The following is a 12,334-nucleotide window of genomic DNA, read 5'->3' as shown; positions in this document are numbered from 1 at the left end:
TGGAAAAAACTAGGCCCCGCCACTGACAATGGGCGGGTGCAGCTCCAAGCGATCACCTGGCAGCGGCTGGCCGGTCGGCTGGCCGCCCACCTCGACACCCCCGGCGCGACCCCCGCCGACGACCCCGCACCGGGGACCTGGCAGCGCGTCGGCATCGACGGCGCGCCCGCCGCCGCGACCGACGTCCTGGCCGGTCACCTCGCCGACGCCCTGCGCCTGCGCGGCCGTACGGTCCTGGTCGTGGCCGTCGCCGGCTTCCTGCGGCCTGCGTCGCTCCGCTTCGAGTACGGGCGCCACGACGTCGACTCCTACCTCGGCGGCTGGTACGACACCGGCGCCCTGTGGCGCGAGGTCTTCGGCCCGACCGACCCCGGCGGCAGCGGGCGGGTGCTGCCCGACCTGTGGGACCCGGTCACCGACCGGGCCACCCGCAGCCCCTACGTCGAACTCGCTCCGGGCGCCGTGGTGATCGTGCACGGGCCGCTCCTGCTGGGGCACTGGTTCCCCTTCGACCTCAGCGTGCACATCGGCCTCTCGCCCGGGGCGCTCGCCCGCCGCACCGAGGAATCCGAACGCTGGACGCTGCCGGCCTTCGCCCGCTACGCGCGGGAGACCGGCCCGGCCACGGCCGCCGACGTCCTGGTCAAGGCGGACGACCCGCGCCACCCGGCCTGGACCGGCCTGCCGGACTGAGCGGACGGACGTGGGGGCGGGGGCCGTGACAGCGGCCCGAACCGCCCCCGTCCGCGTCGTCCTACACGGGCCTGCCGCCCAGCCGGCCGACCGCCAGGGCCGCCGTCCGGCAGCCCGCGCGGGCCGCTTCCACCGGGTCCGCGCCGGCCAGCCGGGCGGCGAGGAAACCGCCGGTGAACGCGTCCCCGGCACCGGTGGAGTCCACCGCCTCGACGGACTCCGCCCCGACCTCGGCGGTGATCCGGCCGCCCTCGGCGACCAGGGCCCCGCCCGCGCCGAGCGTCACCACCACCAGCGCCGCCCGCCGGCTCAGCTCCTCGGCAGCCCGCGCCGGCCCGGCCGGCTCCGGCAGGCCGGCCAGCAGCCGGGCCTCGTCCTCGTTGGGCAGCAGTACGCCCACCCCGGCGACGGCGGCCAGGAACCGCTCCCGCCCCAGCGCGGCGAGGAACCCCGCCGACGCGGGGTCCACGCTGACCGGCACGCCCCGCGTGCGGGCCGCCCGCAGCGCGACCAGGGCCAGTTCACGGCTGGAGTCGGCGAAGAACAGGTACCCCGACAGGTGCAGGTGCGCGGCGTCGTCCAGCAGGGCCGGCGCCCAGTCGGCGGGGCACAGGCGCAGGGAGGCCCCGCTGTCGGTCAGGAAGGTGCGTTCGGCGTCCTTGCCGACCAGGGCCACGACCGTCCCCGTCGGCTCCGACCGGTCGATCACCAGCCGGGGTCGCACCCCCGCGTCGACCAGCGCCCGCTCGTGCCAGCGCGCCGACTCGCACCCCACCCGCGCGAGGAGGCGCACCTCCGCCGTTCCCGTACGGGCCGCCCAGCAGGCGGCGTTGGCGCCCGCCCCGCCCGGCAGCGTGCGGATCCGGGCGGTGGTGTCGGTGGCCGGGGCCAGGGGTTCGCCGTGCACCGCGACGACGTCCGTGACCACGTCCCCGACCACCAGCAGGGCCCCCGGTGCGCCGGTCACGGCCGCGCCGCCCAGGCCCGCGCGATGCGGGCCCCGAGCCGTACGTTGCCCCGTACCGCCGCCAGGTTCGCCTCCAGCGAGGCGCCGCCCGTCGCCCGCACCAGGAACCCCAAGAGGAACGGCGTCACGGCCTGCCCCGTGATGCCCCGCTCCCGGCACTCGGTGAGGGCCTCGGTCAGGACCCGGTCGTGCAGCTCCGGATCCAACTGCCGCGCCTCCGGGACCGGGTTGCCGACCAGCAGGGCGGAGTCCGGCCCTCCGACGGCGTCCTGAGCGGCCATCACCTCGGCCACCTCCTCCGGCCGGTCCACCGTCCAGTCCACCGGTTCGCCCGAGTCGGACAGGTAGAAGCCGGGGAACCGGGTCGTGCCGTAGCCGAGCACCCCCACCCCCAGGGTCTCCAGCCGCTGGAGCGTCGCCGGCACGTCCAGGATCGACTTCACCCCCGCGCACACCACCGTGATCCGGGTCCGGGCGAGCAACGACAGGTCCGCCGACTCGTCCAGCGACCGCGCCCACTCCCGGTGCACCCCGCCCAGCCCGCCCGTGGCGAACACCCGCAACCCGGCCCGCGCTGCGAGCAGGGCCGTCGCCGACACCGTCGTCGCCCCGCTGGCGCCCGTCGCCAGCGCCGGAGCCAGGTCCCGGTGACCGAGTTTGCGCACGTCGTCATCCGAGGCGATCCGCTCCAGACGGGCCTTGTCGAGGCCCGCGTACGCCACCCCGTCGAGCACGGCGACCGTCGCCGGAACCGCGCCCTCCGCCCGTACCAGGGACTCCAGTTCCAGCCCCACCGCCAGGTTGCGGGGGCGGGGCAGGCCGTGCGCGATGATCGTCGACTCCAGGGCGACGACGGGCCGCCCGGCGTCGAGCGCCTCGCGTACCTCTTCCGACAGGACCGGGACCTCGGCTGCTCCGTGCTGTGGCATGTCCCCATCCATGGCACGTCGTTCGTGCCCCCAAACGCGCTGTCCCCGCTCCGGCGCGAACCTGTCCGAGTAGCGTGCCCCCGTGAACACGCGCGGCTTCTACGACGAACTCGCCGACCGCTACGACCTCATGTACGCGGACTGGGACGCGAGCACCACCCGGCAGGGCCGGGCCCTGGACGCCCTGCTCACCACCTCCCTCGGGCCCGGACCGCACACCGTGCTGGACGACGCCTGCGGGATCGGTACCCAGGCGGTGGGCCTGGCCCGGCTGGGCCACCGGGTCACGGGCACCGACCTCAGCCCCCGGGCCGCCGCCCGAGCCGCCCGCGAGGCGGCCGCCCGGGGCCTCGCGCTGCCCGTCGCGGCGGCCGACATGCGGGCCCTGCCGTTCGCGGACGCCTCCTTCGACGCGGTGGTGTGCGCCGACAACGCCCTGCCGCACCTGCTGACCGCCCAGGACGTCCGCGCCGCTCTGGCCGAAACCCGGCGGGTGCTGCGCCCGGGCGGCCTGCTGCTGCTCTCCACCCGCCCCTACACGGCCCTGCGCCGCACGCGGCCCACGAGCGAGGCCCCGCACGTGCACAACGGGCCCGACGGACGGACGATCACCTTCCAGCTGTGGCACTGGCACCCGGACGGGGAGCGGTACGACGTCGAGCTGTTCCAACTGCTGCCGTCCGGCGGGACCTGGACCACGCACACCTCGGGGGCCACCTACTGGGCCCTGCCGGAGGAGGAGACGGCCCGGTACCTGCGGGAGGCCGGCTTCGGCGAGCCCGTCCTGCACCTGCCGGCCGCCACCGGCTTCCACCAGCCCGTACTGGGGGCCCGGCGGCCGGTGCCGCACACCCGCTCGACGCAATGACGCGTCCGCGCGGCCCACACTGGACGCTTTGAACACCCCGCGCCCGCCGGCCCGGCCCTAGGCTGACGCGCCATGAGCACCGATGACCACAGCCCCGCCGCCCCCGCCTCCTTCGCGGTTTCCGTCGCCGACGTACCCGACGCCGAGCTGGAGACCGAGGAGCTCGACCCGGCCCAGATCGTCTCCGGCACGCCCGTGGTGACAGGCAAGGTGTTGTGGGAGTCCGCGGACGGCTCGCAGATCCGGGGCATCTGGCAGATCACGCCCGGCGTGGTCACCGACACCGAGGCGGACGAGCTGTTCGTCGTCGTCAGCGGGCGCGCCACCGTCGAGGTCGAGGGCGGCGCCACCCTGGAGGTGGGCCCCGGTTCGGCCTGTGTGCTGCGGGAGGGCGACCGGACCACCTGGACCGTCCACGAGACGCTGCGCAAGGCGTACCACATCAACTGCTGAGCCCCGCACGAGCCGACCGTCGGGCCCTACGCGTCCGCCGCTGCCGCCCCGTCCTCCGCCGCCCGGTCCTTGACGGGACCGGGGTGGCGCCGCGCCGTGAACAGGGCCAGCGCGGCCATGGGCAGCAGCAGCGCGGCCCCGATGGCGTTGAGCCAGCCGTAGCCGGCCTGGGACATGATCAGGCCGGACGCGGCGCCGCCGACGCCGGCGGTGGTGTTCATCGTCAGGTCGCTCAGGCCCTGGACGGCGGCCCGTGCGGGCTGCGGCACCGAGTCGGTCAGCAGCGCGGACCCGGCGACCATGCCCGCGGACCAGCCCAGCCCGAGCAGGAAGAGGCCGAGGGCGCTGCGGGTGTGGCTGCCGTGGGCGGTGCCGGCGAGGAGGGCGGCGACGGACAGCAGACCGGCCGCCAAGCCGATCACGGTGAGCCGGCCGAGGCGGTCGGCGAGCCAACCCATGACGGGGGAGAAGGCGAACATCCCGGCGAGGTGGCCGCTGATGACCAGGCCGATGAAGCGCAGGTCGGCGCCGTGGTGGCCCAGGTCGACCGGGGTCATCACCATGATCGAGACCATGGTGGTGTGCGACACCGCCACCGTCACCAGGGCGAGACGGGCCCGCGGCGAGGCCTTGACGGCGGCGAACCCGGCACGGAGCGAACGCCCCTGACGGCCCTGCTCCGAGGCCGGGGCCAGGGCCCGGGCCGTCAGCAGCGGATCGGGCCGCAGGAACACGCCGAGCAGCGTGCCGGTCAGGAGGAAGACGGCGGCGGCCCATACGAACGGACCGGCCGTCTGGGGTATGGAGGTGCCGGCGAAGCTGTCGCCGGCCGGTGCCGACAGATTGGGGCCGAGCACCGCGCCGACGGTGGAGGCCCACACGACCACGGAGATCGCGCGGGCCCGGTGATCGGGCTCCGCGAGGTCGGCGGCGGCGAACCGGGCCTGGAGGTTCGCGGAGGACGCCGCGCCGAAGGCGGCCATGCCGATCATGAGGAGCGGGAAGCTCTTGATCGAGGCGGCCAGCACCACGAGGCCCGCGCCGAGCGCGCCGACGGCGTACCCGAGGACGAGCCCGGGCCGTCGACCCTTCGCGGTCATCAGAGCGGCCAGCGGCAGCGAGACCAGGGCGGTGCCGATCACCGCCGCGGTGGAGGCGAAACCGGACAGCGCCTCGGTCCCGCTGATCTCGGTGGCCAGTACGGGAGCCAGGGCGATGCTGATCGGCACGCCGAGCCCGCCGATCGCCTGGGAACCGATCAGGACGCCGGAGATCCTGCGCCGGATCCGCGGCAGCGCGGCCGGGTCGACCGGCCCGCCCTTACCGGCGGGGACGCGGGAGGGGGCCGCCGCCCCGGGAGTGACGCTCACGCCGGACACCCCCGTCGTGGACGCGGGGGCGGGACGCGGGGGGTGAGGCCTGATGCGGCCGGAGTCGTCACGGGCGAAGTGTCCCACCCGCCACCGCGCGGGGGAACCGGGTATCGGCCCGCCGCCCCGGCCGGGCGCCGGGCCCGCCGGAACCCGAAGGCACAGGTCAGAAGGCCGTACGGCGCACCGGTCAGAACAGGGGCTGCGGAAGTACGCCCTCCAGCGCGAGCAGGACCCGCTTGGTCTCCACGCCGCCCCCGAAGCCCCCGATGCCGCCGTCGTTCTCCACGACCCGGTGGCAGGCCACCACCAGCGGCAGCGGGTTCGACCCCATGGCGTTGCCCACGGCCTGTGCCGCCCCCGGCCGGCCGGCGCGGGCGGCCAGCTCCCCGTACCCGACGACCGATCCGTAGGGCACCGTCCGGTCCAGCTCCAGCAGCACCTGCCGGTTGAAGCCCGAGCTGAGCCGCCAGTCCAGCGGCAGCTCGAAGCGCCGCAGCGCACCGGTGAAGTAGGCCTCCAGCTGGCGTATGGGCTCCGCCAGCAGCACCTCCGCGCCCGGCCGGGGGCGCACGGCGTCGGCGCCGAGCCGCGAGACCAGCGCGCCGATCATCCGGTCGGCCCGGTCGGATCCGGCATGGAACTCGACCCGGACCAGCCCCTCGGGGGTCGCGGCCAGGAGCAGGGGACCGATGTCACTGGCGACGACGGTCCATTCGAGGTGCGGCCCGCGGGGCTGCTCGATGCTGTCCACGCGTCCACCGTACGGCCCCGCACCGACAACGCGGCCGGTCTCCGGGAGGATCGGCCGCGGACGGGCTCCCGGGCCGTCCGCGAGCCCGTGGCGGGGCTCAGAACCCGCCGACCGCCTCGCGCACCACGTCGGGGGCGTTCGTGATGATCCCGTCGACGCCCATGTCCTGGACCTTGCGGGCCGTGGCCGCGTCGTCCACGATCCAGGTGTCCACCTCCATGGCCCTGCCGTGGGCGCCCGACAGGGCGTGCACGGCCGCCACCCAGTCCGCCGAGATGGTGGAGTGCAGGGGGTTGATCCGGTCGGTGAACTCGGCGTAGCGCGGCAGGTCGGTCACCGCCGGGGTGCCGAGGAACGCCGTTGCGAGGTCGGGGCGCAGGTCGTGCACGGCGCGGACCGCGTCGGCGCTGAAGCTCTGCACCACCAGACGGTCCGCGACGTGCCGCTCGTCCAACCAGCCGGCCTCGTCCAGCACCTCCAGGGTCTGCTCCTCGATCCCCGGGTAGAACTCCGGCTTCTTGATCTCCAACAGCAGCCGCTGCTGGTTCATCCGCACCCGGTCCAGGTACGCGCGCAGCGTCGGCACCCGGGCCCCCGTCCAGCGGCCGTCGTCGAACCAGCTCCCCGCGTCCAGCTGGGCGATCTCGTCCGCCGTGAAGTCCCGGACCCGCCACGGGGCCCGGTCGGGGAACACCTCCTCCACGTCCGTGGTGCGCGCCAGGGTGTCGTCGTGGATCACCACCAGCTCGCCGTCCCGGGTGCGCTGGACGTCGTTCTCCACCCAGTCGAAGCCCAGCCTCCGCGCCAGGTCGATCGCTTCGAGGGTGTTCTCGGGGGCGTAGGCCGAGGCCCCCCGGTGCGCGTACACGGCGGGGCCGCCCGCGCCCGACGGCCCCGGTCCGGCGGCGGGGGCCGCGGGGCCCGGGTCGGGGACGCCCGAGGCGACCGTCCCGCACAGCACGCTCAGGGCGAGTCCCAGGAATGCGGCGGCGGCCGCGGCGGCGGGTCGGACGACGTACATCGGCGTTCTCCTCGGGTGGGGAGGGGAGGGTCGGAAAGGTCCGGAGGCGCGTGAGCCGTGCCCCGCCGTCAAACGGGGACGGGGCGCCGGACGTTGCGGCGATGTACCCCGGAGGGTTGATTCCACGGCGATCACGGCACGGCCGAGCACGGCCGAGCACGGGCACCGCCGATTACGGCACCGCCGATCACGGCACCGCCGATCACGGCACCGCCGAGCACGGCACGGCCGGGCCCGGGCACCGCGGATCACGGGGACGGAGATCGCCGCGCCGCCGCCGGACCTCGACAAACGGGCCGGACCCGCGCCGCTGTCAGTGGGGGGCCGTACGGTTGACCCATGCGGCCCGTATCGAAGATCGAACGCACGGTGGCGCCTTTCGAGGTCGTCAGCCCCTACCAGCCCAGTGGCGACCAGCCGGCGGCCATCGCCGAGCTGGAGAAGCGCATTCGCGCAGGTGAGAAGGACGTCGTACTGCTCGGTGCCACCGGCACCGGAAAGTCGGCGACCACGGCGTGGATGATCGAGAAGCTTCAGCGCCCGACCCTGGTGATGGCGCCGAACAAGACCCTCGCCGCCCAGCTGGCGAACGAGTTCCGCGAGCTCCTGCCGAACAACGCCGTCGAGTACTTCGTCTCGTACTACGACTACTACCAGCCCGAGGCCTACGTACCGCAGTCGGACACCTACATCGAGAAGGACTCCTCGATCAACGAGGAGGTCGAGCGGCTGCGCCACTCCGCGACGAACTCGCTGCTGACCCGGCGCGACGTGATCGTCGTCGCCTCCGTGTCGTGCATCTACGGCCTCGGCACCCCGCAGGAGTACGTCGACCGGATGGTCTCCCTCAAGATCGGCGAGGAGATCGACCGGGACCAGCTGCTGCGCCGCTTCGTCGACATCCAGTACACGCGCAACGACGTCGCCTTCACCCGCGGCACCTTCCGGGTGCGCGGCGACACCATCGAGATCTTCCCGGTCTACGAGGAACTCGCCGTCCGCATCGAGATGTTCGGCGACGAGATCGAGGCCCTCTCCACCCTGCACCCGCTGACCGGCGAGGTCATCAGCGAGGACCGCGAGCTGTACGTCTTCCCCGCCAGCCACTACGTCGCCGGTCCCGAGCGCATGGAGAAGGCGGTCCGCGGCATCGAGGCCGAGCTGACCGAGCGCCTCGCGGAGCTGGAGAAGCAGGGCAAGATGCTGGAGGCCCAGCGGCTGCGCATGCGCACCACGTACGACCTGGAGATGATGCGCCAGATCGGGTCCTGCTCCGGCATCGAGAACTACTCGCTGCACATGGACGACCGCGAGCGCGGCTCCGCCCCCAACACCCTCATCGACTACTTCCCCGAGGACTTCCTCCTCGTCATCGACGAGTCGCACGTCACCGTGCCCCAGATCGGCGCCATGTACGAGGGCGACGCCTCGCGCAAGCGGACCCTGGTCGATCACGGCTTCCGACTGCCGTCCGCGCTCGACAACCGGCCGCTGAAGTGGGAGGAGTTCCAGGGGCGGATCGGCCAGACCGTCTACCTGTCGGCCACCCCGGGCAAGTACGAGCTCTCGCGCGGTGACGGCTTCGTCGAGCAGATCATCCGCCCCACCGGCCTCATCGACCCCGAGGTCGTCGTCAAGCCCACCGAGGGCCAGATCGACGACCTGGTGCACGAGATCCGCGCCCGCGTCGAGAAGGACGAGCGGGTCCTGGTCACGACCCTCACCAAGAAGATGTCCGAGGACCTCACGGACTACTTCCTGGAACTGGGCATCCAGGTCCGCTACCTGCACAGCGACGTCGACACCCTGCGCCGCATCGAGCTGCTGCGCGAGCTGCGCGCCGGCGAGTACGACGTCCTCGTCGGCATCAACCTGCTGCGCGAGGGCCTCGACCTGCCCGAGGTGTCGCTCGTGGCGATCCTCGACGCCGACAAGGAGGGGTTCCTGCGCTCGGGAACCTCCCTCATCCAGACGATCGGCCGCGCGGCCCGCAACGTCTCCGGTCAGGTCCACATGTACGCGGACAAGATGACCCCGGCGATGGAGAAGGCCATCGACGAGACGAACCGGCGCCGCGAGAAGCAGATCGCCTACAACACCGCCCACGGCATCGACCCGCAGCCGCTGCGCAAGAAGATCAACGACATCGTCGCCACCATCGCCCGCGAGGAACTGGACACCGAACAGTTGCTCGGAACCGGCTACCGGCAGGCCAAGGAGGGCAAGGGGGCCAAGGCGCCCGTGCCCGCGCTGGGCGGCAAGGCGGTCCCCGGCAAGGCCGCCAAGGGCGGCAAGGGGGCCAAGGGCGCCGAGGTGCTCACCGACCGCCCGGCCGCTGAACTGGCCGCGCTGATCGAGCAGATGACGGACCGGATGCGGGGCGCGGCGGCCGAGCTGCAGTTCGAGGTCGCGGCCCGACTGCGCGACGAGGTCGGGGAGCTGAAGAAGGAGCTTCGCCAGATGAAGGAAGCGGGTCTCGCCTGACCCGGGGGCGGTCAGTAGGGTTGGGTATCAGCCGCAGGTACACGCTGCGCACCCGTTATCGGGGCGGGCTATGGAGAGGGGACAGCGCGTGACGGTCAACATGACCAAGGGTCAGGCCATCAGTCTGCAGAAGGCGGACGGCGGCACGCTGACCGCGGTCCGCATGGGCCTCGGCTGGCAGGCGGCCAAGCGCCGGGGACTGTTCGGTTCGCGGACCCGGGAGATCGACCTGGACGCGTCGGCGGTGCTCTTCGCCGACAAGCAGCCCGTAGACGTGGTGTTCTTCCGGCACCTGCAGAGCGACGACGGCTCGGTCCGGCACACCGGCGACAACCTCGTCGGCGGCGTCGGGCAGGGCGGGGACGACGAGGCGATCCTCGTCGACCTCCAGCGCGTGCCGGTGCACATCGACCAGATCGTCTTCACGGTGAACTCGTTCACCGGCCAGACCTTCCAGGAAGTGCAGAACGCGTTCTGCCGCATCGTCGACGAGACCAACGGCCAGGAACTGGCCCGGTACACCCTCGACGGCGGCGGCCAGTACACCGCGCAGATCATGGCGAAGGTGTCCCGGGCCGGCACCGGCTGGCAGATGACGGCCCTCGGCAACCCGGCCAACGGCCGGACCTTCCAGGACCTCATGCCGTCGATCCTGCCGCACCTGTAAGCACCACGCGTACGAAGAAGGCACGGGGGAGGGCTGCACGATGACGGCCGAACTGGTCCGGGGGCAGAACCACCCCGTGTCCCGGAGCCGGGTGGAGGTCAGGGTCTCGGCGGGCGCGCCCGTCCTGGCCCTGGCCGCGCTCGCCGACGAACAGGGCCGGCTCGCCGGCCCGGAGGCGCTCGCGCACCCGGCCGCCCCGGCCCGACCCGGACTCGGCGTCCCCGGGGTCGCCGCGGAGCGGCACGCCCTGACCGTCGACCTGGACGCGGTCGACGCCGACGTCCACCGGGTCGCGGTCGTGCTCGCCCTGCCGCCGGGCGGCGCGGTCCGCTTCGGGGCGGTCCCGGCCCCCTACGTGGCGGTCGCCGCCGAGGGCGGCGGCGCGGAGCTGGCCTGCTTCACCCTGACCGGGCTCGACGCCGAGACGGCCGTGGTCGCCCTGGAGCTGTACCGGCGCCAGGGCGCCTGGAAGGTCCGGGCCGTCGGCCAGGGGTACGCCACCGGCCTGCCCACCCTGCTCACCGACGCCGGACTGCCCGAGGCGCAGGCCGTCGCGCTGGCCGCGGCCGTCCTGGGGGCCACCGCCCCGCTCGACGACGCCGACCGCACCCTGGCGGCCGTGCCCACCCAGGTCCGCGACCTGAGCGGACCCGGGGACGCCCCGCCCCGGGACACCGCCCGCCAGGACCCGGCCCTGCGGGACACCGCGCCGCAGGACGCCGTCCCGGCGCCCGGCACGCCCGCTCCCGGGCCGCCGGAGTCGCTCGCGCCCCCCGCGGCCCCGTACGCCGGCCCGCCCGGCCGGGCGCAGGCCCCCGGCGACACCTTCGGGGGGCCGCCCCCCATCGACTACGCCCACCCGCGTCGTCGCCGCACCAGCACGGAACCGCCCGAGCCCGGTCCCCGCCCCGCGCCGGCCGCGGAGCCCGGACAGCCGCCGCGCCCCGTCGCCGGGGACGCCGCCGGTTGGTCCCTGGAGGAGCGGCTCTACAACCAGGTCTGGGGGATGTTCGAGGACCTGGCCCGTACCGTCGCCGCCTACCGCGGCGCCGTCGACTTCGCCGACGCGCGGCTGGACCGCGAACTCGACGACGCCCTGTCCGACCCCCGCCACCGCCTCGGCGGCTCGGGCAACGCCGCCCGCGACACCGCCCGGGCCCGCCGCGACGAGTTGGTCGCCCGGGCCCGCGCCGTCCTGGACCGCGACCTCGTCCAGCTGGCCGCCGAGCTGGAGGTGGTCGAGCCCGCGCTGCCGGCCGCGTACGCCCGTTGGGACAACCCGGTCTGGCACGGCCGGCTCGTTCCGGAGGAGGCTCCCCTGGCCCTGCGCCTCGGGGACCTGAGCCTGCCCGAGCGGCCCGATCTGCGGATCCCCATGCTCATGCGGTTCCCGCTGGAGCGCGGCCTGTGGATAGACAACGGCCGCACGGGCTCCGAGGCCGCCATGGCCATGGACACCGACCGGCTGCGCCGGGCCGCCATGGACATGGCCGTCGCCCACACGGTGCGACTGCTCGCGGTCCAGCCCGCCGGCCGGTTCTCCGTCCACGTCATCGACGCCGCCGGGGCGGGCGCGGCCTCACTGGCCCCTCTGGTGAAGGCCGGCGTCCTGGCCTCGCCGCCGGCTTCCGGAGCGGCCGGCGTCACCGGGACGCTGGCGGGGCTGACCCGGCGGGTGGACCTCGTACAGATGGCCCTGCGGGCCGGAGCGCCGGAAGAGCTGCCGCCGGACGTGGACCGGGCCGAGCAGCTGCTCGTCGTCCACGACTTCCCGCACGGCTTCGACGACCGCGCGGTCACCCAGCTGCGCTACCTGGCCGACGAGGGACCGGCCGTCGGAGTGCACCTGCTGATGGTGGCGGACCGGGACGAGGCCTCCGCGTACGGGCCGTTGCTGGACCCGCTGTGGCGCTCGCTCATGCGGCTGTCCCCCGTGCCGGACAACCACCTGGCCGATCCATGGGTCCAACACGCCTGGACCTTCGCACCCGACTTCCCGCCCCCGGGGAGCCGCGTCATGGAGCAGGCGTTGGAGCGGATGGTGCGGGCACGACGGAGCCGTGGATGACCAGCCGCTGACCAGTCCTTGGTCTTCCCTTTACCTTTTGCGGGGAGGCCGGGTACCCTG

General features: G+C 74.2%; 11 protein-coding genes. 6 read left to right on the top strand and 5 right to left on the bottom strand.

What is annotated here, in order from left to right; genetic code table 11:
- Positions 1 to 36 precede the first annotated feature (36 nt).
- Positions 37 to 693: a nucleoside/nucleotide kinase family protein gene (locus tag ACZ4XJ_RS06485; RefSeq protein ID WP_468495516.1), complete on the top strand. Its 657-nt coding sequence runs from the start codon at positions 37 to 39 to the stop codon at positions 691 to 693.
- 61 nt (positions 694 to 754) lie between these two features.
- On the opposite strand, the gene ACZ4XJ_RS06480 is transcribed toward ACZ4XJ_RS06485, so the two are convergent.
- Both ACZ4XJ_RS06480 and ACZ4XJ_RS06475 read right to left on the bottom strand, forming a co-directional pair.
- On the bottom strand, positions 755 to 1,660 hold the full coding sequence (locus ACZ4XJ_RS06480) for a carbohydrate kinase family protein (protein WP_362878719.1): 906 nt from the start codon (positions 1,658 to 1,660) through the stop codon (positions 755 to 757).
- Positions 1,657 to 2,589 (bottom strand): pseudouridine-5'-phosphate glycosidase, encoded by a 933-nt coding sequence (locus ACZ4XJ_RS06475; RefSeq protein ID WP_468495515.1) that lies wholly within the window; start codon positions 2,587 to 2,589, stop codon positions 1,657 to 1,659. Before ACZ4XJ_RS06475 ends, ACZ4XJ_RS06480 begins: the two co-directional genes overlap by 4 nt.
- Positions 2,590 to 2,671: 82 nt before the next feature.
- On the opposite strand from ACZ4XJ_RS06475, the gene ACZ4XJ_RS06470 reads away from it, so the two are divergent.
- Both ACZ4XJ_RS06470 and ACZ4XJ_RS06465 read left to right on the top strand, forming a co-directional pair.
- Entirely contained in the window at positions 2,672 to 3,457 is a 786-nt protein-coding gene (locus tag ACZ4XJ_RS06470) for a class I SAM-dependent methyltransferase (RefSeq protein ID WP_468495514.1), read from the top strand.
- A 72-nt stretch (positions 3,458 to 3,529) separates the two neighbouring features.
- Positions 3,530 to 3,910 carry a cupin domain-containing protein gene (locus ACZ4XJ_RS06465; RefSeq protein WP_362878715.1) on the top strand — a complete coding sequence of 127 codons (381 nt, stop codon included), beginning with the start codon at positions 3,530 to 3,532 and terminating at the stop codon, positions 3,908 to 3,910.
- A 26-nt stretch (positions 3,911 to 3,936) separates the two neighbouring features.
- Here the strand turns inward: ACZ4XJ_RS06465 and ACZ4XJ_RS06460 are convergent, their stop codons facing one another.
- The 3 genes from ACZ4XJ_RS06460 to ACZ4XJ_RS06450 form a co-directional block, all read right to left on the bottom strand.
- Positions 3,937 to 5,280 (bottom strand): MFS transporter, encoded by a 1,344-nt coding sequence (locus ACZ4XJ_RS06460; RefSeq protein ID WP_468495513.1) that lies wholly within the window; start codon positions 5,278 to 5,280, stop codon positions 3,937 to 3,939.
- A 190-nt stretch (positions 5,281 to 5,470) separates the two neighbouring features.
- Positions 5,471 to 6,034, bottom strand: coding sequence for a methylated-DNA--[protein]-cysteine S-methyltransferase (locus tag ACZ4XJ_RS06455; RefSeq protein WP_362878713.1), 564 nt, complete (start codon positions 6,032 to 6,034; stop codon positions 5,471 to 5,473).
- A gap of 97 nt (positions 6,035 to 6,131) precedes the next feature.
- On the bottom strand, positions 6,132 to 7,055 hold the full coding sequence (locus tag ACZ4XJ_RS06450; RefSeq protein ID WP_362878712.1) for a glycerophosphodiester phosphodiesterase: 924 nt from the start codon (positions 7,053 to 7,055) through the stop codon (positions 6,132 to 6,134).
- Between the two features lie 339 nt (positions 7,056 to 7,394).
- On the opposite strand from ACZ4XJ_RS06450, the gene uvrB reads away from it, so the two are divergent.
- The 3 genes from uvrB (at position 7,395) to ACZ4XJ_RS06435 (ending at position 12,274) form a co-directional block, all read left to right on the top strand.
- Positions 7,395 to 9,539, top strand: a complete 2,145-nt coding sequence (uvrB, locus tag ACZ4XJ_RS06445; protein WP_362878710.1) for an excinuclease ABC subunit UvrB — start codon at positions 7,395 to 7,397, stop codon at positions 9,537 to 9,539.
- 88 nt (positions 9,540 to 9,627) lie between these two features.
- Complete coding sequence (locus ACZ4XJ_RS06440) at positions 9,628 to 10,206, top strand: TerD family protein (RefSeq protein WP_362878708.1); 579 nt, start codon at positions 9,628 to 9,630, stop codon at positions 10,204 to 10,206.
- 40 nt (positions 10,207 to 10,246) lie between these two features.
- Entirely contained in the window at positions 10,247 to 12,274 is a 2,028-nt protein-coding gene (locus tag ACZ4XJ_RS06435; protein ID WP_468495512.1) for a TerD family protein, read from the top strand.
- Positions 12,275 to 12,334 lie beyond the last annotated feature (60 nt).

The organism is Streptomyces sp. NPDC029836, assembly GCF_055574495.1.
This window is presented reverse-complemented; position numbering and strand designations above follow the sequence as displayed.